Source organism: Bradyrhizobium sp. B097, from assembly GCF_038957035.1.
Classification (GTDB): domain Bacteria; phylum Pseudomonadota; class Alphaproteobacteria; order Rhizobiales; family Xanthobacteraceae; genus Bradyrhizobium.
In genome coordinates this window covers 3558515-3583449 of sequence record NZ_CP152412.1, presented here as the reverse complement: position 1 = coordinate 3583449, position 24935 = coordinate 3558515, and the positions used below count along the sequence as shown (strand labels likewise).

Sequence of the window (24935 nt, the reverse complement as noted above, 5' to 3'; positions counted from 1 at the left end):
GCCTATCCCTGAAAGTTGTCCTTGGAGCGCCCCATCAAGTCGATGAAGACGTCTTCGAGCGACGGCTCGCTCGGCTGCCAGCGCCATTTCGAATTGTTTCGATACGGCGCGATGGCAGCCTCGAGCGCCGCCTTGTCGCGGCCGGAGACGTGCAGGCTGGTGCCGAACGGCGCCACCATGTCGACGCCGGGCTTGCCTGACAGTTCGGCCATCAGCCCGTTGAAATCCTCGCCCGTCACCGTCCAGGTCGACAGCGCGGAGGCCGCGATCACCTCGTCCACCGTGCCGTGGGCCAGCAAGTGACCGTAGGCGATATAGGCGATCTCGTGACAGCGCTCGGCCTCGTCCATGTAATGGGTCGAGACCAGCACGGTGAGGCCTTCGGCCGCGAGCGCGTGGATCTCGTTCCAGAAATCGCGCCGCGCCTTGGGATCGACGCCGGCGGTCGGCTCGTCCAGCAGCAGCAATTGCGGGTTGGGCAGCGTGCAGGCGCCGAGCGCCAGCCGCTGCTTCCAGCCGCCGGAGAGATTGGCGGCGAGCTGCTCCTCGCGGCCCTTCAACCCGATCCGCGCGATCATGTCGGCTGCGGCGCCACGCGCATCCGGCATGCCATAGAGCCGCGCGACGAACTCCAGATTCTCGCGCACCGACAGATCCTGGTAGAGGCTGAAGCGCTGCGTCATGTAGCCGACCTTGCGCTTGATCTTGTCGGCATCGCGCCGGATGTCGTAGCCGAGGCAGGTGCCCTCGCCGCTGTCGGGCGTCAGCAGGCCGCACAGGATGCGGATGGTCGTGGTCTTGCCGCTGCCGTTGGGCCCGAGGAAGCCGTAGATCGAGCCGCGCTTGACCTGCATCGACAAGTCGTGGACCACCTCGCGCCCATTGAACGATTTGGTCAGTCCCTTCACATCGATCGCGATGGACGATGCGTTGGAGCGGGCGTTGGTCGGACCGCCGTTCATCTGCGCTCCGCCATTGGCGTTTTCGGATTGAGGTAGATGCTGATCGGCTGGCCGACGCGCAGCACATCGGGCCGGCTCGGCCGCGCCTGGATCAGGTAGACCAGCTTGTTGCGCTCATCGAGGCTGTAGATGACGGGCGGCGTGTACTCCGCCGTGGTAGCGATGAAGTAGATCTTGGCGGTGAGGTCGGCGGCACAATTGTCGCAGGTCACCCTCACCTCGTCGCCGAGCGCGAGCTTCGGCAGCTCGGTCTCCGGAACGAAGAAGCGCAGCTTCATGTTGCCGGGCGGCATGATCGACAGCACCGGCCGCTGCGCCTGCACCATCTCGCCCTCGCGGAAATAGATCTGCTGGATCGCGCCCGCGATCGGCGCAAAGCCCTTGCGACGATCGAGCCGCGTCTGCGAGGTGACGACGCGCGCTTCCGCGACACGCAGCGCCGAGACGGCGGAATCGAGATTAGCCTGGGTGCCGGCGCCGGTGCCGCGCAGCGAGGCCGCGCGGTCGTAGCTCTGCTGCGCGTTGGCCAGGGTCGCGTTGTTCTGGTTGAGATCGGCGCGCTGCAGATCGTCGTCGACCGAATAGAGCATGTCGCCGGGCTTGACCTCGTCGCCCTCGCGCACGTTGAGCTTGATGACGCGGCCGGATTCATCGGGGCTGACGAAGATCATGTCGGCCTCGACCCAGCCCTGGAAGCCGGGGTCGCGCTTCTCCTTGCAGCCAGCGAGCGCCGCGGCCAGCGCGACGACCGCGATCAGCTTCATCATGCGCGACGCGGTCATGTCTTCCTCCGTTCGCCGAAGATCAGATCGAGATGAACCTTGAACATCGCGAGCCCGTCGAGCGGCGCGTGCCGGGCAAACAGGCTCTGCCAGATCACCGCGACGATCGCGGGCGCGACGACCAGCTGCGGGAAATCCCCGAGCTCGCGCTGCTTGATCTCGCCGCGCGTGATCGCGAGCTGCACCAGCGCCTTCATGCCGGTCAGGCCCTTCGACACCACCTCGCGGAAATAGAAATCGGCAATCGCCGGAAAGCGCGGCCCTTCGGACACGATCAGGCGGATGATGTCGCCGCGCCGGGTCGCCACGACCTCGCGCATGAAGGTCTCGGCAAACCCCTCCACCGCGTCGCGCACCGGACCGGTGATCGTCGGCAGCGCGGTCAGGCGGCCGATCAGCGGCACCAGCGCGGTGCGGATCAGCTCCTCGAACATCGTTTCCTTGTCCTTGAAGTAGAGATAGAGCGTGCCCTTGGCGACGCCCGCCCGCTTGGCGACGTCGTCGAGCCGCGTCGCGGCAAAACCGCGCGCGATGAACTCGTCCATCGCCGCCTCGATGATCGCCGCGCGCCGCTCCGCGGATTTCCCGGCGCGGCTCGCAGCCGGCTTCGCTTCAGGCAATGTTGCCGAGGCCACCTTTGGGATCCTCGCCGCGGCAGCCCGGATCGTGGTCCGGCGCTTGGCGGGCCGGGTGCGGGTCGATGCTTTGGTGCGCTTTGTCATACCGGTAATATGACTGACTGGTCAGTCATTGTCAATGCGATCGAATAGAACGTCTGGTGACGCTAAGCGTTCCTATCCGTCGGCAGGTCGTGAGGACGCGCCTGAACGCCATCTCTCGCCGTCATTGTTCGGTGTCATCACCCGCGCATGCGGTGATCCAGTATTCCAGCGACGCCAGTGCTTAAGCCGAGAGGCCGCGGCGTACTGGATCGCCCGGTCCATGTGCGCAATTGCGCACAGGCCGGGCGATGACAGTGTGGGTGGGGACGCAGGGAAAGCCGGGTGCCAATTGCACCCTTGGGTCCGGTGCACCGACGCCCTGCTCCGCTCACGCGCCGAGGCGCTAGCGTGCGCTGGGAGCTACGTGTGAAACTTCAGCCCGTCGAGGATTTTGTCGACCACCTTGCGCTCGGCGCGGATGGCGAGGCCGACCAGATTGAGGTCACTCCGTGCAACCGCCCTCACCACCTCGCGGTTGGCGGCGTCATGCGTGGTCTTGAACATGTCCTCGGTGTAGAGCGCCGGCCGCACGTCGCGCGCCAGTGCTCGATCCAGCGCGCGCGACAACTGCGCGCGATCGGCGCCGTAGATCAGGATCGGCTGGCCGATCAGGGAGAGATATCCGGTCCCCGAGCCGTCCTCGTAATTCTCGCCGATACATTCGGGAAAGGAAGCTGCGATGCCACCGGCGAGGAACGACGCTACGTTGAGCTTCTGCCAGACTTCCAGGTCGGTGCGGATCACGACCGCGATCTTGGTGTCGAACTGCATGGGACTAAATCTATCCGCAGGTTGGCGACAAACACCAGTTCTGACGGTGCATCCCTCATCTGCCCGCCAGGCGCTGACCTTAGTTTCTCTTTGAGACCCCGGGACTGCCCTGCCCGACCTGAACCTGCCATTCCGGGCTCGCGACAGGCGATCGGATCAGACAAGTTCGCCAGCAAGGATCTCGCCAAGGCCTTGACCTACCGCGCACAGGCCCATGCGCAGACCGGCGATCTCAACCGCTAGGCCTGAGGCCTGTACCCCGGGCGGATAGCCGTAGTCAGGTCCTGCGCAGCGGAGTAGGCTTCGGGCGTTCGATTACCATCAGCATATTTCGGGGCATTGCATCATGATCAGCAAGGCCGATGTCGTTGTTATTGGTTCGGGCGGATTGGGCGCTGCCACAGCCTATTACTTGAGCAAGCGTGGAGGTCTCAGCGTCGCTCTTGTCGACAAGCATGAGATCGGATCGCAAACCTCGCCCCGCGCTGCAGGCATGGTGAGCTGCGTGCGCAAGAGCGACTTGATGATTGGCCTCATCAAGGACGCATGCCGCAAGATCGAGGCGTTCACGGAAGAAACCGGTCAGCCGCTCGACTGGGTGCATTCGGGCAGCCTGAAGATCGCACGTCGGCCGCAGGACGCCGAAGTGATCGAGGACGACTTTGCGCGCGGACGTCGCGTGGGCCTCGATGTCGAGCTGATCTCGCCGGAGCAGGCGGGCCGCCTCAATCCGTTTTTGCAGCCGACGGGTGTCGTCGCCGCGATGCGGATCGGCGACGACCGCTATTTCGACCCGGCGCAGGTGGCCGTCGGCTTCGCGAGGGCCGCGGCTGCCCACGGTGCAACCTTGCTGCCGAAGACCGACGTGCGTGCCGTCAATATCATCGGCGGCAACGTGATCGGCGTGACCACGGCGAGCGGCGTCATTGAAAGCCCAGTCGTTGTCGATGCCGCCGGCGCGTGGACGCGGCAGGTCGCGGAAGCAAGCCGAATTCGCGTGCCGCTGGTGCCGACCCGGCAGCAATTGATCGTCACCGAGCCCTTGGACGGCGCGCGTGCCGATTTGCCGATGATCCGCATCATGGATGCCGCGGTGTATACGCGACCGTGTCAGGGCGGCTTCCTGTGGGGCGTCTACGAGGAAACGCCGCGCTTCTTCGATATGCAATCGCTTGGGGCTGACTTCGACGTCAAGGACATGCCGCTCGACATCGACGTGCTTCATGCAGCCGCCGATGAGGTGAAGGACCAGCTCCCGTTCCTGCAAACCGCCAAGGTGCGGGAATTTCGCGGTGGCATTCCGACGATGACCGCCGACGGCCATCATATTCTTGGCCCAGCCGCCGGCGCGACAGGCTTCTATTTTGCAAGCGGATGCAACGTCGCCGGTCTGTCGATCTCGCCGACCGTCGGCGAGGCGCTCGCCGCCTGGATCGTGGACGGCAAGCCGCCCGTCGATCTATCGCCGATGTCGGTCACGCGGTTCAAAGACCAATCGTGGTCCGAATCTCAACTACAAAGCGACGCCGCCTGGCAATATCGGCACTTCTACGGCGCCGTCTGAACGCGGCTCGGGGTCCCGGGCCATCGGCGCGCTTTGCCCAGCCAAGCGGACCTTGCGGATGGACGAGCCCTATCCCTTGGCGTCGCAGGCCCAGGCGCGGATCACGCATTCCTTGCCGCCATAGTCGTAGCATTTCTTCGTCGCGGCATTGAGCGAACTGGAAATCTTCGGCGCCACCGCGTAGCCATGGGCGCCGCAAGGATTCTTCATGTCGATCGCGAGCGCGGCACAGGCGCGCTTCATGGTGACCGTGGTGCAATCGCCCTTGCACTGCTTCAGCGCCGCGGCGCGCGCTGCGCCCTCCGCCGGATAGTCGTAGGCCTGGCCATATGCCCCGCATTTGCCGACCGCGAACGCGCCGGCCGCATGAGCCTTGGGGACGAAGGTTTCCACGGAGAAACGCGTGGCACCGAGCAGCAATGTCAGGACGAGAATCGTCAGCGCGCGGCGCTGCGCGGCGGCGGTCGAAATGATCAAGCGGAAATCCCCCAAAGCCCGGCGCGGACTGTACAAAGGGGTCGTTTCCAGATGGTGAATGACGGGTTGAAGGGCGCAACTCCAACCACGCGTCGTCCCGGCGAAGGCCGGGACCCATAACCACCGCCTTGTGTGATCGAATTCGCTGGGGCCCCAGCGTCGCACAACAAGTGCATCCTGTGGTTATGGGTCCCGGCTCGCGCTTCGCTTGGCCGGGACGACGGCGGATGGAGCTAGCCGCGCCTTGCGGCTTCCAGCGCCTGCGGCGTGTCGATGTCGAGGAAGGCGCTGTTGCCTTCGACTGGGACCTCGGCGACCACCTCGACATGCTTGGCGATCAGATGACGGGCACCGATGTCGCCGTCGAGCGTCATCAATTCCCTGAAGAAACGCCGCGACCACAACACCGGATTGCCGCGGCGGCCCTCGCTGACCGGGATCGCGATCAGGTGGCCGCGGTCAGGTGCAAAGGCTTCGATCAGGCGATCGATCAGCTTCGCATCGATCAGCGGCATGTCGCCGAGGCAGACGACCGCGCCGTCGGCGCTGTCGGAGACCGCCGAGATGCCCGCCTTCACCGAACTGGCGAGCCCGCCGGCAAAATCCGGATTGCGGACGAACTTGATCTTGAGTCCATCAAGCGCCTGCTCGACCAGGTCGGCCTGATGCCCGGTGACGACGATCACCTCCGAGGCCTTCGAGGCCAGCGCCTGCTCGGCGACAATGCGCGCGAGCTTCTTGCCGTCGAGCTCGGCGAGCAGCTTGTTCGGGCCGCCCATTCGGGTCGAACGGCCGGCGGCGAGCACGATCGCCGCGACGCTGCGGTTGCCTTCGGTGTCGGGGACGGTGCGCGGCTGCGGCCGCGTCACGATCTCCATCAACAGGCCGCCGACGCCCATGCCGGTGAGATCCGATCGCGTCACCTTGATGCCGGCGAGCAGCCGCATCAGCACCCAGTCAAAGCCGTTCTCGACCGGCGAGCGCGCGCAGCCCGGCGCGCCCAGCACCGGCACGCCGCCGGCGCTGCCGATCAGGAGCAGATTGCCGGGATCGACCGGCATGCCGAAATGCTCGATCGCGCCGCCGATCTCGGTGATCGCGGCCGGAATGACGTCGCGGCGGTCGGCGATCGCGGATGCGCCGAACACGATGACGAGCTCGGCGCCGAGATCGAGCAATTCCTTGATCGAGGCCGCGAGCACGGTCTCGTCATGCGGCACCTGGCGCTCGGCGATGATGGTGGCGCCGGCCGGCGCGAGCCGTTCGGCGGTGACGCGCAGCGTCTTGTCGATCACCTTCGGCGCGAGGCCCGGCAGCAGCGTCGAGACCACGCCGACCTTCCGGATCACGTAAGGCGCGATCCGCAGCGTACCCTTGCCGGCCTCCGCAACGGCGGCGTCGCGCAGCCGGCCCTCGACGCCGAACGGGATCAGCTTGACGGTCGCGATCATCTCGCCTTCGACCACCGGCTTGTAGGCCGCGAGGGTCGCAAAGGTGATGGCCTCGTCGACGCCGTTGATGCGATCGACCGCGGCGCGGTCGACCACCAGCACGCCGGGGCGCGCCGCGAACAGATTGGCGCGACCGGTGAAGGCGCGCTCGACGTTGACGCCCTCGCCCGCCACCGCCTGTGCGATGCTGGCGGCCGCGACGTCTTCGGAGACATCGCCCTCCTCCAGACGCACCACGACGACGTCCTGGACGCCGGCTTTGGTCAGCGCCTCGACCTCGTCAGGGCCGATCGTGGTGCCCTTCTTGAGCACCAGCGTGCCCTGGCGGAGCGTATGCACGGTGACGCCGCCAATCGCGTCGGCCGGACTGGCGGGACCGAACTTCATGCCGCTTCTTCTTTTTCTTTGGGAGGCAAGCGCAGCTGCGCGGTGATCTCAGCCATGATCGCGACCGCGATCTCCGACGGCGACACTGCACCGATGTCCAGCCCGATCGGCGCGTGGATGCGCGCGATGTCGCTGTCCTTGGCGCCCTGCGCGCGCAGCCGCTCGGCCCGCTTGGCATGCGTCTTCCGCGAGCCGAGCGCGCCGATATAGAAGCAGTCGCGGTCGAAGGCGTGCAGCAGCGCCGGATCGTCGATCTTGGGATCGTGCGTCACCGCCACGAACGCGGTGTAGTGATCGACGTTGAGCGGCGGCAGCGCGACGTCGGGCCATTCGGCGACCAGCGGCACGTCGGGGAAACGCTCCGGGCTTGCAAACGCCGTGCGCGGATCGACCACAGTCACGTCATAGTCGAGCGAGCGCGCCAGCGGCGCCAAGGCCTGGCTGATATGGACCGCGCCGATGATCACGAGCTTTGCGGTCGGCGCGTAGACGTTGAGGAACAGTTTTTTGCCGGCGGCCTCGACATTGCCGCTCTTACCCATCCTGAGCTGCTTGGCGAGCTCGGCGCGCAGCGGATCGGCGGCGATGTCCGCAGCCTTGACCAGGCGCTGCTCGCCATTGGCGGTGTCAGTGACGATGATGACCGGACGGCGCGCGGCGCGCTCGGCGTTCAGCTCTTTCAAAATCTCGAGTTTCACGACTAACCGACCTTCTCGACGAACACGCGGATGGTGCCGCCGCAGGACAGGCCGACGTTCCAGGCCGTCTCGTCGGCGACGCCAAATTCGAGCATTTTGGGCTGGCCGCTCGCGATCACGTCGAGCGCCTCGGTGACGACCGCGCCCTCGACGCAGCCGCCGGAGACCGAGCCTAAGAACGTGCCGTCGTCATTGATGACGAGGCTCGAGCCGGCCGGGCGCGGCGCCGAGCCCCAGGTCTCGACCACGGTGGCGAGCGCCACGCCATGGCCCTGTTTCTGCCAGGTCTCGGCGGCCTGAAGGATGTCTTCGTCGCGGTTCAGCATGGTGGCCTCCTGCTATCGGGTCAGGCTTCTTAGGCTACAGAGCGGATCAGGCTGCGGTGGTGCGCCGGCGGCGGGGATGACAGCGCCCCGATCAAGCCCTTGATGGACGTCAAGTTATGCACCGGGCGAAATTCGTCAACGTGGGGCAGCATCATTTTGATGCCCTGGGCCTTGGCCTCGAAGCCGGAATAGCGCAGCAGCGGGTTGAGCCAGATCAGGCGGCGGCAGGAGCGGTGCAATCGGTCCATCTCGAAGGCCAGTTTGGCATCGGCCTCGCGTTCTAGTCCATCGGATATAAGGAGGACGATGGCGCCCTGCCCCAGCACCCGGCGGGCCCAGAGCTGGTTGAAGGTGTGCAGCGAGGTCGCGATCCGCGTCCCGCCGGCCCAGTCCTCGACCGAGGACGTGCAGCTCGCCAGCGCCTCGTCGGGGTCACGCGCCCGTAACGCACGCGTCACATTGGTCAGGCGGGTGCCGAACAGGAACACCGAAACCCGCTTGCGGTAGTCGGTGATGGCGTGGAGGAAGTGCAGGAACAGGCGGGTGTACTCGCTCATCGAGCCGGAGATATCGAGCAGCGCCACGATCGGCGCCGGCTTCTCGATCCGGCCGAGCTTCCTGATATCGATGATCTCACCGCCGGTGCGCAGCGAGTTGCGCACGGTGCGGCGCATGTCGAGCCGCAAGCCCCGCGCATCCGGCTGGTAGCGGCGGGTCACGAGCTCAGCCTGCGGCAGCCGCATCCTGGCGATCTCGCGCGTCACCTCGGCGATCTCGGCCGCGGTCATCTGCGCAAAATCCTTTTTCTGCAGCACCTCTTTGTCGGAGACCGAGAGCTTCAGCTCCTGCTCCTGGGCCTGCGGCCGCTCCTCGCTCTTCGCCGGCTGCGCCATCGCCTCCTGGACGCGGCGCGAGGCTGGCGGCGGCTTCTTCTTGGCGTGGTCGGGCAGCGGGACGGAATCCAGCATGCTCTTCCACTCCTCGGCGGCGCGGAAGAACAGCTCGAAGGCCTGGCGGAAGATCAGCGCATGCTCATGGCGCTTGACGAAGATCGCCTCCAGCGTGGCGTAGAAGTCGGAGCGATGGCCGACCTCGATCAGCTGCAGCGCGTCGAGCGCATCGATCACCGAGCCCGGCCCGACCGGGAGCCCGGCCGCCCGCAGCGCGCGGGCAAAGCCGACCACGTTGTCAGCCATGTGGCCGGTTGGGGGATTGAGGTGGTTGATGGCCATTAGATGCGCACTCTCTCCAACCCGTCATTCCGGGACGCGCGCAGCGCGGGCCCGGAATCCATTTTTCAACGCCGATGCGGCCCAATGGATTCCGGGCTCGCGCCAAGTGGCGCGCCCCGGAATGACGAACCTTTGTTGCGGCGCGCGACTGAACGTTGTTGTAACGCGCGCGACCCAGCTAGTCGCTCGTCGCTTCCTTCAATGTCTTCTGCAACGCATCGCCCTGCATCCGCGCGATGTCGTCCTGGTACTTCAAGAGTGCGCCCAGCGTGTCGCCGACCACCTGCGGCGTCAGCGAGCGCGCGTCGAGCTCGGACAGCGCGGTGGCCCAGTCGATGGTCTCGGCGACGCCCGGCGACTTGTAGAAATCCTGGTTGCGCAGCGCCTGCACGAAGCGGACCACCTGCTGCGACAGTTTTGCTGAAATGTTCGGCACCCGCGACTTGACGATCGCAAGCTCGCGGTCGGCTGTGGGGTAATCCACCCAGTGATAGAGGCAGCGCCGCTTCAACGCGTCGTGGATCTCGCGGGTGCGGTTCGAGGTGATGATGACGATCGGCGGCGCCGGCGCCTTCACGGTGCCGAGCTCGGGGATGGTGACCTGGAAGTCGCTGAGGATTTCCAAGAGATATGCCTCGAACGCCTCGTCGGCGCGGTCGAGTTCGTCGATCAGCAGCACCGGGGGCCCCGCGACATCGGGCTCGAGCGCCTGCAGCAGCGGCCGCTTGATCAGGAAGCGCTCGGCGAAGATGTCGCTGGCGAGCTGGTCGCGATCGGTATCGCCGGAGGCTTCCGCGAGCCGGATCGCGATCATCTGCGCCGCGCTGCTCCACTCATAGACGGCGGAGGCGACGTCGAGGCCTTCATAGCATTGCAGGCGGATCAGCTTGCGCCCGAGCGCCGCCGACAGGACCTTTGCGATCTCGGTCTTGCCGACGCCGGCCTCGCCTTCCAGGAACAGCGGCCGGCCCATCCGCAGCGCGAGATAGGTCACGGTCGCCAGCGACCGCTCGGCGAGATAGCCGCGCGACGTCAGGAGATCCTCGAGCGCATCGACGGAAGTGGGTAACGCCGATGCACTCATGGAACAGCCAGTCTTCGAACAGGGGTTAGCAATGTCACGCGTTAGATCTAATCCTTGGGATCCGGTTCGGATCTAGTCCCTTGGATCTAGTCCTTTGCGTTGGCGGCTTCCACCGCCCTGCGCGTCAGAACGCCGATCAGATGCGCGCGGTATTCGGCACTGCCGTGCAGGTCGCTGTTCAGCCCGTCGGCCGGAACCGCGATGCCGTCGAGCACCTTGTGCGAGAAGCGCTTCTTCAGGGCCTCCTCGAACGCGGTGACGCGGAACACGCCGTCGGAGCCCGCACCGGTGACCGCGACACGCACGTCGGACGGACGCTTGGCCACGAACACGCCGACCAACGCATAACGCGAGGCCTGGTTGCGAAACTTCACATAGGCCGCCTTCTTCGGCAGCGGGAACATCACCTTGGTGATGATCTCGTCGGCCTCGAGCGCAGTCGTGAACAGGCCCTGGAAATACTCCTCGGCCTTGAGGCGGCGCTTGTTGGTGACGATGGTCGCACCCAGCGCCAGCACCGCGGCCGGATAGTCGGCGGTCGGGTCGTTGTTGGCGAGCGAGCCGCCGATGGTGCCGCGATGGCGCACGGCGGGATCGCCGATCATGCCGGCAAGCTCGGCCAGCGCCGGGATCGCCTCGCCCACGACCGCGGAGTTCGCGACCTCAGCGTGCTTGGCGGTGGCGCCGATCACCAGCGAGCGGCCCTTCATCTCGATCGTGTCGAGACCTTCGATATGGGAGAGGTCGACCAGATGCGGCGGGCTCGCGAGCCGCTGCTTCATGACCGGCACCAGCGTGTGACCGCCGGCGATCAGCTTGGCGTCCTCGTTCTTCACCAGCAAGTTGGCGGCCTGCCGCACGGTCCCGGGGCGATGATATTTGAATTCGTACATTGGAATGTCCTGATCGCAGATCGCGACGAATGGCTGGTTAAGCGAGGTCCGACTTGGCCATCGCCTTGGCTCCAGCGGCGATCGAAGCAACGATGTTCTGGTAGCCGGTGCAGCGGCACAGATTGCCTTCCAGCTCCTCGCGGATCACCTCGTCGGAGAGGTCGTGGCCCTTGCGATGGACCAGGTCGACGGCGGTCATGATCATGCCCGGCGTGCAGAAGCCGCATTGCAGGCCGTGATGCTCGCGGAAGGCCTCCTGCATCGGATGCAGCGGCGCGCCATCGGCCGCCAGCCCCTCGATGGTCTTGACCTCATGACCGTCGGCCATCACCGCAAGCGTCGTGCACGACTTCACCGCCTTGCCGTCGAGGTGCACGACACAGGCGCCGCACTGCGAAGTGTCGCAGCCGACATGGGTACCTGTCAGCCGCAGGTTTTCGCGCAGAAACTGGACCAGAAGGGTACGGGGGTCGACGTTCGCGTTAACGGGGTTGCCGTTCACGATCATTGAAATCTTGGCCATCAGCACTCTCTTATCTGCCCCACCGCATATCGGCGAAGCAGGCGGTTTAAAATCATTCCAGACGGCATAATATGGGCGCGCCCCGCGATGGGCAACCTTTCGAGCCACCCACCCAGGACATAACGGCAAGGCATGGCGGGGCCTGAATGAGCCGGCCCGCCTGCGGGGCTAACCTTGTACCGCCTTGGCGAAATTTGCAAAGAATTCGTCCGCCAGCTTCTTGGCGGCGCCATTGATCAGGCGCTGGCCGAGCTGGGCGAGCTTGCCGCCGATCTGCGCCTCTACGTTGTAGCTCAGCAGCGTGCCGCCATCCTTGTCGGCGAGGCCGACGGTGGCGCCGCCCTTGGCGAAGCCGGCCACCCCGCCCTCGCCTTCACCCGAGATCTTGTAGCCGTTCGGGGGATCGAGATCGCTCAAGGTGACCTTGCCCTTGAAGCGAGCGGAGACCGGACCGACCTTCATCTTGGCGGTGGCGCGGAAGCCGCCTTCGTCGGTCTTCTCCAGCTCTTCGCAGCCGGGAATGCAGGCCTTCAGCACCTCGGGATCGTTGAGCTTGTCCCACACAGCCTGGCGCGGCGCTGCAAGCTGGACTTCGCCGGTCATCGTCATGGCCATGGGGGGACCTCCTCGATCGCTAGAACCTTTGCCCCCAAGTAAAGCAGCCGGGGCGCAAAGGAAAGGGCACCTTCGGAGGATGAGCGATGCATATTCGCACCGCAGCAAGACGCGTCCGCTGTTCACAAAATCGCGCAATCGGCGCTGCCGAAATTGGCGGCAGCGGCGGCCCATTGGCAGGAGCGCGCGACAGTGGTTAGGTCGCGCGCCATGAGCACAGCCCTCTCCCCCATGCTTGCGCCGATGCTGTCGAGCGCCGCGATGCGCGCGGTGTGCGACGACGCCGCCACCCTGCAGAACATGCTGGATTTCGAGGCCGCGCTGGCCCGCGCCGAAGTGGCCTGCGGCGTGATTCCTGCAGCCAGCGCGGGACCGATCGCCGCGGCCTGCAAAGCCGAATCATTCGACCTCGCCGCGCTGGCCGATGCCGCGACGCGATCCGGCAATCTGGCGATCCCGCTGGTCAAGGCCCTGACCGCCAACGTCGCCAAAAAGGATGCCGAGGCTGCGCGCCATGTGCATTGGGGCGCGACCAGCCAGGACGTCATCGACACCGCGACCATGCTGTCGCTGCGCGCCGGCATCGATGCGCTGCTCGCCGACCTCGACCGCGCCGTCGCGGGTTTTGCCGGGCTTGCGCGCGCCCATCGCGACACCGCGGTCGTGGCGCGGACCTGGCTGCAGCACGCGCTGCCGATGCCGTTCGGCCTGAAGCTCGCCGAATATGCCGCCGCCCTGCATCGCTCCCGAAAGCGCTTGCTGCGCCTGCGCCGCGAGACGCTGGCCGTGCAATTCGGCGGCGCCGCCGGCACGCTCGCCGCGCTCGGCGACAAGGGCCTCACCGTCGCAGCCTGCCTTGCGAAAGAGCTGGACCTGCCCCTGCCCGATGCGCCCTGGCACACCCACCGCGACCGCATCGCGGAGGCCGCCTCGGTGTTCGCGATCCTCGCCGGCAGCTGCGGCAAGATCGCGCGCGACGTCTCGCTGATGATGCAGACCGATGTCGGCGAAGCCTTCGAGCCCGCGGGCGCCGGCCGCGGCGGCTCCTCGACCATGCCGCACAAGCGCAATCCCGTCGCCGCCGCGAGCGCGCTGGGGGCTGCGACCATGGCGCCGAACCTCGCTGCCACGATCTTCGCCGCGCAGGTGCAGGACCATGAGCGCAGCGCCGGCCCGTGGCACGCGGAATGGCCGACCTTGCCGGGCCTGATGCTGGTGACGTCCGGCGCGCTCGCCGCCGTCGTCGATCTCGCCGAAGGGCTCGAGGTCGATGCGGCGCGGATGCGCGTCAACCTCGATGCGACGCATGGGTTGATCATGGCGGAAGCCGTCACCTTTGCGCTGGCCGAAACGATCGGCAAGAGCGACGCTCATCATCTGATCGAGGCCGCCAGCAAGAAAGCGGTTGCGGAGAAGAAGCATCTGCGCGACGTGCTGTCGGCGGAGACCAAGGTCACCGCGCATCTCGATGCCAAGCGCATCGCGGACCTGTTCGAGCCGATGGCCTATCAGGGCGCCTCGCAGGCGCTGATCGACCGCCTGCTGGCTTCACTGGACGAGAAATAGCGAAGGTGTCATTGCCGGGCTTGACCCGACAATCCATCATCGCAAAAGAGACTCATTCTCGATGGATGCGCGGATCAAGTCCGCGCATGACAAGGAGTGCAAGATGCCGATGATCAACGCCGACGGATGCCTGCTCAACGTCCAGGTGGACGGCCGCGACGGCGGGCCGACCTTGATGCTGTCGAACTCGCTCGGCTGCACCTTGCAGATGTGGGAGCCGCAGATGCGGGCGCTGACGCAGATGTTCCGCGTCATACGCTACGATCGCAGAGGCCACGGCAAATCCGGCGTGCCAGAGGGCCCCTACTCCATGGAGCGGTTCGGCCGCGACGTGCTTGCGATCCTCGACGACCTCAACATCGAGAAGGTGCATTGGTGCGGCCTGTCGATGGGCGGCATGGTCGGGCAATGGCTCGGCGCCAACGCGCCCGAAAGATTCGGCAAGATCATCCTCGCCAACACCGCCTGCTACTATCCCGATCCGACCAACTGGCTGAACCGCATCAAGGCGGTGAAGCAAGGCGGCATCGCCGCGGTCGCCGACACCGTGATCGCGGGCTGGCTGACCGCCGACTTCCGCGAGCGCGAGCCGGAGACCGCGGCGCGGATGAAGGCGATGCTGCTGGCCTCTCCCGTCGAAGGCTATCTCGCCTGCTGCGAAGCGCTGTCGACGCTCGACCAGCGCGCGCTGTTGCCCCGGATCAAGAGCCCGACCCTGGTGATCGCGGGAAAGCAGGACATGGCGACACCGGTATCGGCGGGTGAGATGATCCGCAGCGGCATTCCCGGCGCCAGCATGACACTGCTCGATGCCGCGCACATCTCCAATGTCGAGCAGTCGCACGCCTTCACCGAAGCCGTGGTCGGCTTCCTGACGCAACGTTAACGACCATCGTCATTCCGGGGCGATGCGAAGCATCGAACCCGGAATCCCGATCCGCATCCACAACTTCGAGATTCCGGGTTCGGTCCTGCGGACCGCCCCGGAATGACCCAAGAGCTGCGTAGCCCGGATGGAGCGAAGCGAAATCCGGGACAGGTCTTTGCGGCGGACACTGAAACCCCGGATTGCGCTGCGCTCCATCCGGGCTACGATTTCATGAGGAGACATCCATGGACGACAATCAGCGCCGCGACGATGGCATGACGCAGCGCCGCAAGGTGCTGGGCAATGAATGGGTCGACAAGTCGATCAAGAACCGCAACGCGTTCAACACCGACTTCCAGGACCTGATCACGCGCTATGCGTGGGGCGACATCTGGACCCGGCCGCATTTCGATCACCGCACGCGCCGCGTACTCGTGATCGGCACCATGGTCGCGCTCGGCCAGTGGGACGAGTTCCGCCTGCATGTCCGCGCCGCGCTCAGCGAAGGCGGCTTCACGCCCGAGGACATCAAGGAGATCCTGCTGCAGCAGGCGATCTATTGCGGCGTGCCCGCGGCCAATCACGCCGTCAAGGAAGCCGGCGCGATCATTGCCGAACTAGGGCTGCTGAAGGGATAGCTCGCTCGCCGGTGTGCTGGTCTCGGCGGCCGGCGCCTGGATGGCGGACGACTCGACAGTTCGCTTCGGCGAGGTCTCGAGCAGCATTACGATCGCGGTGCCGAGCAGCATCAGAAGCTCGGCCGCATGCATGCGCAACGCTTCGATCTCGCCGACCTTGGACGCCATCATCATGCTGGCAAAGCTCAGCACGCTGCCGAGGCAAAGCGCCACCGCCAGCGCCTCGTCGGCGCCGCTGCTGGTCTTGCGCAACGGCGAAAAGGCCGTCATCGCGAGGAAGACCGCGAAGAACGCCACCACCGTGATCCGCGCCAGCGCCAGCAGCCATGCCAGCCGCACCGTCGCCATCTTGCCGAGGTGCAGATAGTCGCTGGCATAGAGCGCGATCGATACGCTCGGCCGCTCATAGAGGCCGTGGATCGGCGACACCATGATGCTAAAGGCGATGATGGTCCAGACCGGAATGAAATAGGCCGCAAGCAGCGCGCCGTTGAAGGAGCTGATCCGCCAGTTGCTCGACATTGCCGCTTCCCGCTTCTCTCCGGCGCCTTTTGGATCGGCGACGGTTCAGCCTGCGAGGTAACGCCGATCGATTGCCGGCAGCAATTTAAACCCTTTGTTAAGGTTAAGCGCGGTGCGATGGTTCCGGATCGATGCGATCGGGCCCGGCCAGCGCCTGCGCCGGCCGGGATAAAGGGGGGTAAAATGAGCGAAAGAACCCGCATTTTCGTCGCGACGCCCTGCTTCGGCGGCGACCTGAAGATGGCCTATGTGCTGTCCGCCCTGAAGCTTCAGGCCGTGGCCACTGCCCGGGGCATCGACATCCAGTTCCACCTGATAGGAAACGAATCGCTGATCGTGCGCGCCAGGAACGAACTGGCCCACCAATTCCTTGTATCCGGCGCCAGCCATCTGCTGTTCATCGATGCCGATATCGGGTTCGAACCCGAATCCGTGTTCCGGCTGCTGGATTGCGACGCCGAGGTTTCGGCCGCGGCCTACCCGCTCAAGCACATCGATTGGGCAAAGGTGCAGCGGGCTGCGGAGGCCAAGCGCAAGAACCTCGCGTCATCCTCGCTGGACTATGTCGTCACATGGGAGGGCGACCAGCTCACGGCTCGCGGCGATGGCTTCGCCAAGGTCCGATATGCCGGAACCGGCTTCCTGATGATGAAGCGATCCGCCCTCGTCAGGCTGTGCGACGCCCATCCCGAGCTCAAATATCGGGCGAACCACAAGAGCAACGACTTGAACACCGGAGACCTGGTTCGCGCCGACCTCGATCGCATCTCGCTGTTCGAATGCATGATCGACAAGACGACCGGCGAGTATCTGTCCGAAGATTACGCCTTCTGCCGGCGCTGGATCGACCTCGGCGGCGAAATCTTGCTGGACCTTCGAAGCGAGCTCACGCATTTCGGTTCATACGCCTTCCGCGGCCGCTTCGCCGATCAATTGGCCTGAACAGAAAGCAGAAACAAATGAGCTGACAAAAGGGCTTCGCCATTCGGCAAGCCCCTCTTGTTGCATCTGCTCAATTGCCCGGAATGAGCACTCCGGATTGGGCTTCTGGTCCTGCCGGCGCGGATCCTGCTGCTCCCCGGGCATCTGACCGCCGTCGTGGCTCGGCCAACACGGGTTCTGGCGCGATCATTGCAAGGCAACGAGGTGTCGACCCTGTGACATCGGAACCGCACCCGCCGAAGTAGTTATGTACAAGCCCTCGTCTGCTGCTGCCACGCTGTTGCCGCCGCCCGGGTCCCACTGTTAGAAAATACCACGACGCGACGGATCAGGCTGCCCGGGGGCCCTCGGCGCGTCACCCCTCGAGTTACGGCAGCGCATGGATTATTTCGCCCAGCAACTGATCAACGGCCTCGTGCTCGGTTCGATCTACGGCCTGATCGCCATCGGCTACACGATGGTCTACGGCATCGTCGGCATGATCAACTTCGCCCATGGCGACATCTTCATGATCGGCGGCTTCATCGCGCTGATCTCGTTCCTGGTGCTGGTGTCGCTCGGCCTCACCGCGATCCCCCTGATCCTTCTCATCGTGCTGCTGGTCTCGATGGCGATCACCGCGCTCTATGGCTGGACCATCGAGCGCATCGCCTACCGGCCGTTGCGGCATTCATTCCGCCTGGCGCCGATGCTGTCGGCGATCGGCATGTCGTTCGTGCTGACCAACTTCTCGCAGGTGTCGCAGGGCGCGCGCGTCAAGCCGGTGCCGCCGATCATCACCGGCGGCTACACGCTGCATGAGGGCGCGCAAGGCTTCGCCGTGCAGCTCTCCAACGTCCAGATCATGGTCGTGCTCGCCACCATCGTGGTGCTGGCGCTGTTCACCTGGCTGGTGTCGCGCACCCGGCTTGGGCGCGACATGCGCGCCTGCGAGCAGGACCAGACCATGGCCGCACTGCTCGGCGTCGACGTCGACCGCACCATCTCGATGACCTTCGTGATCGGTGCCGCGCTCGCCGCCGTCGCCGGCATGATGTATCTGCTGTATTACGGCCTGGTCGATTTCTTCATGGGCTTCGTCGCCGGCATCAAGGCGTTCACCGCCGCCGTGCTCGGCGGCATCGGCTCGCTGCCGGGCGCGATGCTCGGCGGGCTCGCGATCGGCCTGATCGAGACGTTCTGGTCGGCCTATTTCTCGGTGGAATACAAGGACGTCGCCGCGTTCTCGATCCTGATCGTGGTGCTGATCTTCATGCCGACCGGCCTGCTTGGCCGTCCCGAAGTCGAAAAAGTCTGACAGGCACTTCGTGAGCGCGACCTCAGCCCGCCCATCGCCCGCCGCGCAGCCCTCGGGCAGCGCCTTCATTCTCAAGAAAGCCCTGATCAGCGCATTGGTCGCGCTGGTGCTGTTCTCGCTGATGATCGGCGTGCGCACCGAGGCCGGACCGCAAGGCGGCCTGATCTACTGGACGCGGTTCGGCGACCTCGCCGCCCTCGTCGGCACGGTGTTCGGCGGCAGCATCATCGTCGAGCTGCTGCGGCAATGGTGGGGCCCGGTCGACAAGGACAGCATCGTGCCGAAGCCGGTGCAATCAGCGATCTCGTTCGCCGGACGATGGCTTGCGCCCGCGCTCCTGGTGTTCGCGTTCCTCGTACCGGTCATCTTCTACAACCAGCGCTACATTCTCGACCTGTCGATCCTGGTCCTGACCTATGTGATGTTGGGTTGGGGCTTGAACGTCGTGGTCGGGCTCGCCGGCCTGCTCGACCTCGGCTATGTCGCCTTCTATGCGGTTGGCGCCTATTCCTACGCGCTGCTTGCGACCAATTTCGGATTGTCGTTCTGGGTCTGCCTGCCGCTCGCCGGCATCCTGGCGGCGTTCTGGGGCGTGCTGCTCGGGTTCCCGGTGCTGCGGCTGCGCGGCGATTATCTGGCGATCGTGACGCTCGCCTTCGGCGAGATCATCCGCCTCGTCATCATCAACTGGCAAAGCCTGACCGGCGGCCCCAACGGCGTCTCGGGGATTCCGCGCCCGACCATGTTCGGCATTCCGCTGACGCCGGGCGATGACGGGCTCGCCGCCAGGCTCGGCATCGAGTTCTCGCCGACCCACCGCCTCGTCTTCCTGTTCTATCTGATCCTGGCGATGGCGCTGCTCACCAACTGGGTGACGATCCGGCTGCGGCGGCTGCCGATCGGCCGCGCCTGGGAGGCGCTGCGCGAGGACGAGGTCGCCTGCCGCGCGCTCGGCATCAACACCACGACCACCAAGCTGACGGCGTTCGCGACCGGTGCGATGTTCGGCGGCTTGGCCGGCGCATTCTTCGCCACGCGGCAGGGCTTCATCAGCCCGGAATCCTTCACCTTCCAGGAATCGGCGCTGGTGCTGGCGATCGTCGTGCTCGGCGGCATGGGCTCGCAGCTCGGCGTCGCGCTTGCCGCCCTCGCCATGATCGGCGGCTTCGAGCTGTTCCGTGGTTTCGATCAGTACCGCATGCTGGTGTTCGGCATCGCCATGGTGCTGTTGATGATCTGGCGGCCGCGCGGGCTGATCGGCCATCGCGCGCCCACCGTGTTCCTGGAGCGCAACCAGGCAATCTCCTCCGACCTCGTCAAGGAGGGCCACGGATGAGCGGCGACCACATCCTCACCGTCGACCGCCTGATGATGCGCTTCGGCGGCATCGTCGCGGTCAACGACCTCTCCTTTGCGGCCGAGCGGCGCAAAATCACTGCGCTGATCGGGCCGAACGGCGCCGGCAAGACCACCGTCTTCAACTGCATCACCGGCTTCTACCGGCCGAGCGGCGGCGCGATCCGCCTCGCCCACGACGACGGCCGCACCATCCAGCTCGAGCGGCTGAACGATTTCCGCATCTCCAAGCAGGCCAAGGTGGCGCGCACCTTCCAGAACATCCGGCTGTTTCCCGGCATGACCGCGCTGGAAAACCTGATGGTCGCCCAACACAACGCGCTGATGCGCGCCTCGGGGCTGACCCTGCTCGGCCTGCTCGGCCTGCCGTCCTGGCGCGAGGCCGAAGCGCGCGCCATCGAGCTGGCGCGGACCTGGCTCAACCGCGTCGGCCTGCTCGACCGCGCCGACGATGCCGCGGGCAATCTGCCCTATGGCGACCAGCGCAGGCTCGAGATCGCGCGCGCGATGTGCACTGAGCCGGCGCTGCTCTGTCTCGACGAGCCCGCGGCCGGACTGAACGCACGCGAGAGCGGCGGGCTCAACGAGCTCTTGTTGTCGATCCGCAACGAACAGGGCACCTCGATCCTCTTGATCGAGCATGACATGTCCGTCGTGATGGAGATTTCCGATCACATCGTGGTCATGGACTACGGCGTCAAGATCGCCGAAGGCACGCCGCAAGCGGTGCGCGACGACCCGAAGGTGATCGCCGCCTATCTCGGCGCCGACGAGGAAGAGGCGATCGCCGTGATGGAGAGCGGCACGTGAGCTCGGCAGCGGCAACCACACCCCTGCTCGCGGTGCGCGGCGTGCGTGCGGCATATGGCAAGATCGAGGCGCTGAAGGGCGTCGACATCGAGATCAATCGAGGGGAGATCGTCGCCCTGATCGGCGCCAATGGCGCCGGCAAGTCGACGCTGATGATGACGATCTTCGGCCGGCCGCGCGCCCGCGCCGGCACCATCGAATTCGACGGCCACGACATCACCGGCGTGTCGACCCACGAGATCGCGCGGCTGCGCATCGCGCAATCGCCCGAGGGCCGGCGGATCTTTCCGCGCATGAGCGTCGCGGAAAACCTGCAGATGGGCGCCGACGCCACCGAATGCAGCGAGACCGAACGCGAGGCCGGGCTGGAGCGCGTGTTCGCGCTGTTTCCGCGGCTGAAGGAGCGCGTCGCACAACGCGGCGGCACGCTGTCGGGCGGCGAGCAGCAGATGCTCGCGATCGGCCGCGCCCTGATGAGCCGGCCGCGCCTGTTGATGCTGGACGAGCCCTCGCTCGGCCTCGCGCCGCTGATCGCGCGGCAGATCTTCGATGCCATCCGCACGCTGAACCGGCAGGACGGCCTCACCGTGCTGATCGTCGAGCAGAACGCCAACCATGCGCTGAAGCTCGCCCATCGCGGCTACGTCATGGTCAACGGCCTGATCACGCTGGCCGGAACCGGCGCCGAATTGCTGCAGCGCCCGGAAATCCGCGCCGCCTATCTGGAAGGCGGCCGCCGCGGCTAGCTCACCCCTGTGCGCCGCCCGTTGCAGCAGGATGTGGCTGATGCAGCGTCGATTTGCCTGAAAATTGCCGGTGACTTCGCCGCGAAATCAGCCGAGAATGCCGCCGGTTTTGGGGCCCGGCGTGCCGGGCCCTTCCGCAAGAGGCAACGACCACGAGGGACGTCTCATGAAATCACTGAAGCTGATCGGCCTGGCACTGGGCGCGTCGTTCGCATTATCGGCGAGCGCGTTCGCGCAAGACATCACCATCGCAGTCGCGGGCCCGATGACGGGCTCCGAATCCGCTTTTGGCCGGCAGATGAAGAACGGCGCCGAGCAGGCAGTCGCCGACATCAACGCCGCCGGCGGCGTGCTCGGCAAGAAGCTCGCGCTGGAAGCCGACGACGATGCCTGCGATCCGAAGCAGGCGCGCTCGATCGCGGAAAAGATCGGCTCCGCGAAGATCCCGTTCGTGGCCGGCCATTTCTGCTCGTCGTCGTCGATCCCGGCCTCCGAGGCGTATGCCGACGCCAACGTGCTGCAGATCACCCCGGCCTCGACCAACCCGCTGTTCACCGAGCGCAAGCTCTGGAACGTGGCGCGCGTCTGCGGCCGTGACGACCAGCAGGGCCTGGTCGCCGCCGACTACATCATGAAGAACTTCAAGGGCAAGAACGTCGCGATCCTGAACGACAAGACCACCTACGGCAAAGGCCTCGCGGACGAGACCAAGAAGGCGCTGAACAAGGCCGGCTTCCAGGAGAAGATGTTCGAGTCCTACAACAAGGGCGACAAGGACTTCAACTCGATCGTCTCGCGCTTGAAGCGCGACAATATCGATCTGGTCTATGTCGGCGGCTACCATCAGGAAGCCGGCCTGATCCTGCGCCAGATGCGCGACCAGGGCCTGCAGACCGTGCTGATGGCGGGCGACGCCATGAACGACAAGGAGTTCGCCTCGATCACCGGCCCCGCCGCCGAAGGCACGCTGTTCACCTTCGGCCCCGATCCGCGCAACAAGCCGACCGCGAAGGCGATCGTCGAGAAGTTCAAGGCCAAGAACATCGATCCCGAAGGCTACACGCTCTACACCTACGCCGCGATGCAGGTGTGGACGCAGGCCGTCGCCAAGGCCGGCACCACCGACGCCAAGAAGGTGATGGACACCATCAAGGCCGGCGACTGGGACACCGTGCTCGGCAAGATGGGCTTCGACGCCAAGGGCGACATCAAGGCGATCGACTACGTCGTCTACAAGTGGGACGCCAAGGGCAACTACACCGAGATCAATCCGAAGGGCTCCTAAGCCTCTCGCGCCTGATCCCATCAGAGAGACGAAACGCCCCGGTCAGCCGGGGCGTTTTTTTGTTGGGCAGGATCGCGATGCCCGGCCCGTCGCTCGACGCCTCGCAGACGGAAATGCCGTTTCTGTTCCGCAGCTCCAATTCCCAGTTGCACGACCACGCAGTTGACGGAGCCATGAGCCTCGCAAGATTGATCGCATATGATGTGGGCAGATCCCGATTGAAGTTTAGTCTTGCCTGGCTTGGGAGCGCACAATATCGTTTTGACAGTCCAACGCGACGATGCGGGAGAGATCGAAACGAAAGCGAGCGCATCGTTTTCGTGTTCGGCGCCGACGGAGCAACTGCCCCGGAAACTCTCAGGCACAAGGACCGTGTCGTCAGGACGATCTGGAGAGAGACACCGTATCCTTGATGCGGTGTCCACCGAAGGGGATATCCGTCATCGAGCCATTGCGTCGAGCAAAGGGCTCCAGCGGATCAAGCTCTCAGGTACCGAGACAGATGGGGCGCCTCCACCGGTTTACGCCGGCGTCGGGGCGACTCTAGCGTCCGGGAGCCTCTTCAAGACATGCCCCTCATTGCACCCGTCGGCGCCGGCCTCACCGGCGCAACGACCATCCGTGTGACGCGGACGCGCGATTGCCTTCGACGGATGTCTCGACGCCATGACAAAAGCCATCTCGCACCGGCGGGCGGCTTCCATTCAACCAATGCGCTCTTCAACGCGCCGATCGAAGTCCGTTCAACGTTCATCCGAGGAAAATGATGTCAGCCACCCCGCGAGCCGGAAACACCCCGACGTCAATGAAAACCGCGTTACGCGGGCTGCTGCTCGTCACCGCTCTCGTGTGGCCCGGCCTGTCTCACGCCAAGACGATCAGGGCAGTGATGCATTCGGATCTGCGGGCGCTCGATCCGATCGTTTCGTCAGCCTACATCACGCGTGACCACGGCTATATGGTCTACGACACGCTGGTGGCGATGGACTCCAGCTTCACGATCCGGCCTCAAATGGCGGACTGGAAGGTGTCCGACGACAAGCTGACTTACACGTTCACGCTGCGCGACGGCCTGAAGTGGCATGACGGAACGCTGGTGACCGCGGATGACTGCATCGCGTCATTGAAGCGCTGGGCCGCCGTCGACGGCATGGGCCAGAAGCTGATGGACTTCACCGCCGGTGTTGAGGCCCCCGACACCAGGACGATCGTGCTGAAACTTAGGGAACCCTACGGCCTGGTGCTGGAGTCGCTGGGTAAGCCATCCACGCTGGTGCCTTTCATGATGCCGAAGCGCCTTGCCGACACACCGTCGGATCGGCCGATCCCCGAGCAGATCGGCTCGGGACCTTTCAAGTTCGTCCCGGCGGAATTCCAGCCCGGCGTGAAGGCCGTCTACGAGAAGAACAGGGACTATGTGCCGCGCGCCGAACCGCCAAGCTGGACCTCGGGCGGCAAGGTGGTGAAGGTCGATCGCGTCGAATGGATCACGATGCCCGACGTGCAGACTGCAACCAGCGCGCTTCAGTCCGGCGACATCGATTTCCTGGAGCGGCCGTCATTCGACATGCTGCCGATCCTGCAAGCCGACCAGGATTTGACGTCGCGCCCTTTGAGCGGCCTCGGCTTCCAGACCATCGGGCGGATGAATTTTCTTTATCCGCCATTCGACAACGTCAAGGTGCGCCGGGCTGCCATGATGGCGCTGAGCCAGAAGGACATACTCGACGCCATGGTCGGGGATCCGAAGCTCTACAAGATTTGCGGCGCCGTTTTCGGCTGCGACACACCGCTCGCCTCCGATCTCGGATCGGACTCTCTCGTCAAGGGCGGCGGCATGGCCGAGGCGAAGAAGCTGCTGGCCGAATCCGGTTACGACGGCACGCCGGTCGTGATGCTGGCACCGACCGATGTGGTGACCCTCAAGGCGCAGCCCATCGTCGCGGCGCAGCTGCTGCGCCAGGCCGGCTTCCAGGTGACGGTCCAGTCCATGGACTGGCAGACAGCGAACATGGTCTTCGCAAGCCAGAAGCCGCCGAAGGATGGCGGTTGGAACATGTTCTTCACCAACTGGGGCATTGCCGACATCATGAACCCCGTCGTCAGCGCTCCCCTGAACAGCAGGGGTCGCAAGGGCGGATGGGTCGGCTGGCCGGACGACCTGCAAATGGAGAGCCTTCGCGATGCCTTCGCCCGCGCCGGCTCGCCCGAGGCACAGAAGAAGATCGCAGCGGAGATTCAAGCGCGTGCGCTCGACCAGGTGACTTACGTTCCCCTGGGCCAGTACTTTGCGCCGAGCGTGTGGCACAAGGAGCTGACGGGCATGCTCGATGGTCCGGCCACGCCACTGTTCTGGAACATCGATAAACCCGAGTAGTCTCAACCCGCATGATTCTGATCGACGCTGGCGGCTATCCG

The 24935-nt window shown here is 65.3% G+C and carries 26 protein-coding genes and 2 riboswitches; of the genes, 12 read left to right on the top strand and 14 right to left on the bottom strand.

From position 1 onward, the window contains the following. Positions 1-2 precede the first annotated feature (2 nt). The 3 genes from AAFG07_RS16645 to AAFG07_RS16635 are packed head-to-tail and all read right to left on the bottom strand — an operon-like array spanning position 3 to position 2364. On the bottom strand, positions 3-962 hold the full coding sequence (locus AAFG07_RS16645) for an ABC transporter ATP-binding protein (RefSeq protein ID WP_342728208.1): 960 nt from the start codon (positions 960-962) through the stop codon (positions 3-5). Beyond that, the gene (locus AAFG07_RS16640; RefSeq protein ID WP_342728207.1) at positions 959-1744 is read right to left on the bottom strand and encodes an efflux RND transporter periplasmic adaptor subunit; all 786 of its coding nucleotides are present in this window, start codon (positions 1742-1744) and stop codon (positions 959-961) included. The genes AAFG07_RS16645 and AAFG07_RS16640 overlap by 4 nt, the downstream gene beginning before the upstream one ends. Further along, positions 1741-2364: a helix-turn-helix domain-containing protein gene (locus AAFG07_RS16635; protein ID WP_342729172.1), complete on the bottom strand. Its 624-nt coding sequence runs from the start codon at positions 2362-2364 to the stop codon at positions 1741-1743. The genes AAFG07_RS16640 and AAFG07_RS16635 overlap by 4 nt, the downstream gene beginning before the upstream one ends. Here AAFG07_RS16635 and AAFG07_RS16630 point away from each other — a divergent pair. Further along, positions 2276-2479 carry a hypothetical protein gene (locus AAFG07_RS16630; protein WP_342729447.1) on the top strand — a complete coding sequence of 68 codons (204 nt, stop codon included), beginning with the start codon at positions 2276-2278 and terminating at the stop codon, positions 2477-2479. The two genes, AAFG07_RS16635 and AAFG07_RS16630, sit on opposite strands and share 89 nt — an antisense overlap. 347 nt (positions 2480-2826) lie before the next feature. On the opposite strand, the gene AAFG07_RS16625 is transcribed toward AAFG07_RS16630, so the two are convergent. Then, entirely contained in the window at positions 2827-3237 is a 411-nt protein-coding gene (locus AAFG07_RS16625) for a DUF2000 family protein (RefSeq protein WP_342728206.1), read from the bottom strand. A gap of 346 nt (positions 3238-3583) precedes the next feature. Between AAFG07_RS16625 and AAFG07_RS16620 the strand changes: the two genes are divergently transcribed. Then, entirely contained in the window at positions 3584-4801 is a 1218-nt protein-coding gene (locus tag AAFG07_RS16620; RefSeq protein WP_342728205.1) for an FAD-binding oxidoreductase, read from the top strand. A gap of 69 nt (positions 4802-4870) precedes the next feature. On the opposite strand, the gene AAFG07_RS16615 is transcribed toward AAFG07_RS16620, so the two are convergent. The 9 genes from AAFG07_RS16615 to AAFG07_RS16575 all read right to left on the bottom strand — a co-directional run bounded on the left by AAFG07_RS16615 (position 4871) and on the right by AAFG07_RS16575 (position 12487). Beyond that, positions 4871-5227 (bottom strand): DUF4189 domain-containing protein, encoded by a 357-nt coding sequence (locus AAFG07_RS16615; RefSeq protein WP_229170874.1) that lies wholly within the window; start codon positions 5225-5227, stop codon positions 4871-4873. 284 nt (positions 5228-5511) lie between these two features. Then, a complete protein-coding gene (locus AAFG07_RS16610) occupies positions 5512-7116 on the bottom strand; it encodes a molybdopterin-binding/glycosyltransferase family 2 protein (RefSeq protein ID WP_342728204.1) in 1605 nt (534 codons plus the stop codon). Next, positions 7113-7814, bottom strand: a complete 702-nt coding sequence (locus AAFG07_RS16605) for an XdhC family protein (protein ID WP_342728203.1) — start codon at positions 7812-7814, stop codon at positions 7113-7115. The genes AAFG07_RS16610 and AAFG07_RS16605 overlap by 4 nt, the downstream gene beginning before the upstream one ends. Positions 7815-7816: 2 nt before the next feature. Then, the gene (locus AAFG07_RS16600; RefSeq protein WP_021077800.1) at positions 7817-8140 is read right to left on the bottom strand and encodes an XdhC family protein; all 324 of its coding nucleotides are present in this window, start codon (positions 8138-8140) and stop codon (positions 7817-7819) included. A 29-nt stretch (positions 8141-8169) separates the two neighbouring features. Beyond that, positions 8170-9372, bottom strand: a complete 1203-nt coding sequence (locus AAFG07_RS16595; RefSeq protein WP_342728202.1) for a VWA domain-containing protein — start codon at positions 9370-9372, stop codon at positions 8170-8172. 178 nt (positions 9373-9550) lie between these two features. Next, positions 9551-10456 (bottom strand): MoxR family ATPase, encoded by a 906-nt coding sequence (locus AAFG07_RS16590; RefSeq protein WP_342728201.1) that lies wholly within the window; start codon positions 10454-10456, stop codon positions 9551-9553. A gap of 86 nt (positions 10457-10542) precedes the next feature. After that, entirely contained in the window at positions 10543-11349 is an 807-nt protein-coding gene (locus tag AAFG07_RS16585) for a xanthine dehydrogenase family protein subunit M (protein ID WP_229169887.1), read from the bottom strand. Between the two features lie 37 nt (positions 11350-11386). After that, entirely contained in the window at positions 11387-11872 is a 486-nt protein-coding gene (locus tag AAFG07_RS16580; RefSeq protein WP_021077804.1) for a (2Fe-2S)-binding protein, read from the bottom strand. A 168-nt stretch (positions 11873-12040) separates the two neighbouring features. Continuing rightward, entirely contained in the window at positions 12041-12487 is a 447-nt protein-coding gene (locus AAFG07_RS16575; RefSeq protein WP_016840413.1) for a carbon monoxide dehydrogenase subunit G, read from the bottom strand. Positions 12488-12697: 210 nt separating this feature from the next. On the opposite strand from AAFG07_RS16575, the gene AAFG07_RS16570 reads away from it, so the two are divergent. The 3 genes from AAFG07_RS16570 (at position 12698) to AAFG07_RS16560 (ending at position 15559) form a co-directional block, all read left to right on the top strand. Continuing rightward, positions 12698-14053 carry a 3-carboxy-cis,cis-muconate cycloisomerase gene (locus AAFG07_RS16570; protein ID WP_342728200.1) on the top strand — a complete coding sequence of 452 codons (1356 nt, stop codon included), beginning with the start codon at positions 12698-12700 and terminating at the stop codon, positions 14051-14053. Positions 14054-14156: 103 nt separating this feature from the next. Continuing rightward, on the top strand, positions 14157-14939 hold the full coding sequence (gene pcaD / locus AAFG07_RS16565; protein ID WP_342728199.1) for a 3-oxoadipate enol-lactonase: 783 nt from the start codon (positions 14157-14159) through the stop codon (positions 14937-14939). A 227-nt stretch (positions 14940-15166) separates the two neighbouring features. Further along, complete coding sequence (locus tag AAFG07_RS16560) at positions 15167-15559, top strand: carboxymuconolactone decarboxylase family protein (protein WP_173637433.1); 393 nt, start codon at positions 15167-15169, stop codon at positions 15557-15559. Here AAFG07_RS16560 and AAFG07_RS16555 read toward each other — a convergent pair. Beyond that, entirely contained in the window at positions 15539-16081 is a 543-nt protein-coding gene (locus AAFG07_RS16555) for a hypothetical protein (protein ID WP_342728198.1), read from the bottom strand. The genes AAFG07_RS16560 and AAFG07_RS16555 overlap by 21 nt on opposite strands. Before the next feature lie 183 nt (positions 16082-16264). Between AAFG07_RS16555 and AAFG07_RS16550 the strand changes: the two genes are divergently transcribed. The 7 genes from AAFG07_RS16550 (at position 16265) to AAFG07_RS16520 (ending at position 24894) form a co-directional block, all read left to right on the top strand. Beyond that, complete coding sequence (locus AAFG07_RS16550) at positions 16265-17023, top strand: hypothetical protein (RefSeq protein WP_342728197.1); 759 nt, start codon at positions 16265-16267, stop codon at positions 17021-17023. Positions 17024-17402: 379 nt separating this feature from the next. After that, positions 17403-18320, top strand: a complete 918-nt coding sequence (locus AAFG07_RS16545; protein WP_176530347.1) for a branched-chain amino acid ABC transporter permease LivH — start codon at positions 17403-17405, stop codon at positions 18318-18320. 10 nt (positions 18321-18330) lie between these two features. Continuing rightward, positions 18331-19656 (top strand): high-affinity branched-chain amino acid ABC transporter permease LivM, encoded by a 1326-nt coding sequence (livM, locus tag AAFG07_RS16540; protein WP_342728196.1) that lies wholly within the window; start codon positions 18331-18333, stop codon positions 19654-19656. Further along, complete coding sequence (locus tag AAFG07_RS16535; RefSeq protein ID WP_342728195.1) at positions 19653-20486, top strand: ABC transporter ATP-binding protein; 834 nt, start codon at positions 19653-19655, stop codon at positions 20484-20486. Before livM ends, AAFG07_RS16535 begins: the two co-directional genes overlap by 4 nt. Continuing rightward, the gene (locus tag AAFG07_RS16530; RefSeq protein WP_342728194.1) at positions 20483-21232 is read left to right on the top strand and encodes an ABC transporter ATP-binding protein; all 750 of its coding nucleotides are present in this window, start codon (positions 20483-20485) and stop codon (positions 21230-21232) included. The genes AAFG07_RS16535 and AAFG07_RS16530 overlap by 4 nt, the downstream gene beginning before the upstream one ends. A gap of 166 nt (positions 21233-21398) precedes the next feature. Further along, positions 21399-22517 (top strand): branched-chain amino acid ABC transporter substrate-binding protein, encoded by a 1119-nt coding sequence (locus AAFG07_RS16525; RefSeq protein WP_173637440.1) that lies wholly within the window; start codon positions 21399-21401, stop codon positions 22515-22517. A gap of 273 nt (positions 22518-22790) precedes the next feature. Beyond that, a riboswitch (glycine riboswitch) is annotated at positions 22791-22900 on the top strand. Between the two features lie 3 nt (positions 22901-22903). Next, positions 22904-23021: riboswitch (glycine riboswitch) on the top strand. Between the two features lie 301 nt (positions 23022-23322). Then, on the top strand, positions 23323-24894 hold the full coding sequence (locus AAFG07_RS16520; protein WP_342728193.1) for an ABC transporter substrate-binding protein: 1572 nt from the start codon (positions 23323-23325) through the stop codon (positions 24892-24894). Positions 24895-24935: the final 41 nt, after the last annotated feature.

Coding starts and splice junctions, on each gene's coding strand:
- AAFG07_RS16535 (WP_342728195.1), top strand. CDS start 19,653: ATGAGCGGCGACCACATCCTCACCGTCGACCGCCTGATGATGCGCTTC.
- AAFG07_RS16570 (WP_342728200.1), top strand. CDS start 12,698: ATGAGCACAGCCCTCTCCCCCATGCTTGCGCCGATGCTGTCGAGCGCC.
- AAFG07_RS16585 (WP_229169887.1), bottom strand. CDS start 11,349: ATGTACGAATTCAAATATCATCGCCCCGGGACCGTGCGGCAGGCCGCC.
- AAFG07_RS16550 (WP_342728197.1), top strand. CDS start 16,265: ATGAGCGAAAGAACCCGCATTTTCGTCGCGACGCCCTGCTTCGGCGGC.
- AAFG07_RS16600 (WP_021077800.1), bottom strand. CDS start 8,140: ATGCTGAACCGCGACGAAGACATCCTTCAGGCCGCCGAGACCTGGCAG.
- AAFG07_RS16545 (WP_176530347.1), top strand. CDS start 17,403: ATGGATTATTTCGCCCAGCAACTGATCAACGGCCTCGTGCTCGGTTCG.
- AAFG07_RS16590 (WP_342728201.1), bottom strand. CDS start 10,456: ATGAGTGCATCGGCGTTACCCACTTCCGTCGATGCGCTCGAGGATCTC.
- AAFG07_RS16525 (WP_173637440.1), top strand. CDS start 21,399: ATGAAATCACTGAAGCTGATCGGCCTGGCACTGGGCGCGTCGTTCGCA.
- pcaD (WP_342728199.1), top strand. CDS start 14,157: ATGCCGATGATCAACGCCGACGGATGCCTGCTCAACGTCCAGGTGGAC.
- AAFG07_RS16555 (WP_342728198.1), bottom strand. CDS start 16,081: ATGTCGAGCAACTGGCGGATCAGCTCCTTCAACGGCGCGCTGCTTGCG.
- AAFG07_RS16560 (WP_173637433.1), top strand. CDS start 15,167: ATGGACGACAATCAGCGCCGCGACGATGGCATGACGCAGCGCCGCAAG.
- AAFG07_RS16630 (WP_342729447.1), top strand. CDS start 2,276: ATGAACTCGTCCATCGCCGCCTCGATGATCGCCGCGCGCCGCTCCGCG.
- AAFG07_RS16580 (WP_021077804.1), bottom strand. CDS start 11,872: ATGGCCAAGATTTCAATGATCGTGAACGGCAACCCCGTTAACGCGAAC.
- AAFG07_RS16620 (WP_342728205.1), top strand. CDS start 3,584: ATGATCAGCAAGGCCGATGTCGTTGTTATTGGTTCGGGCGGATTGGGC.
- AAFG07_RS16625 (WP_342728206.1), bottom strand. CDS start 3,237: ATGCAGTTCGACACCAAGATCGCGGTCGTGATCCGCACCGACCTGGAA.
- AAFG07_RS16610 (WP_342728204.1), bottom strand. CDS start 7,116: ATGAAGTTCGGTCCCGCCAGTCCGGCCGACGCGATTGGCGGCGTCACC.
- AAFG07_RS16520 (WP_342728193.1), top strand. CDS start 23,323: ATGAAAACCGCGTTACGCGGGCTGCTGCTCGTCACCGCTCTCGTGTGG.
- AAFG07_RS16640 (WP_342728207.1), bottom strand. CDS start 1,744: ATGACCGCGTCGCGCATGATGAAGCTGATCGCGGTCGTCGCGCTGGCC.
- AAFG07_RS16645 (WP_342728208.1), bottom strand. CDS start 962: ATGAACGGCGGTCCGACCAACGCCCGCTCCAACGCATCGTCCATCGCG.
- AAFG07_RS16575 (WP_016840413.1), bottom strand. CDS start 12,487: ATGGCCATGACGATGACCGGCGAAGTCCAGCTTGCAGCGCCGCGCCAG.
- AAFG07_RS16595 (WP_342728202.1), bottom strand. CDS start 9,372: ATGGCCATCAACCACCTCAATCCCCCAACCGGCCACATGGCTGACAAC.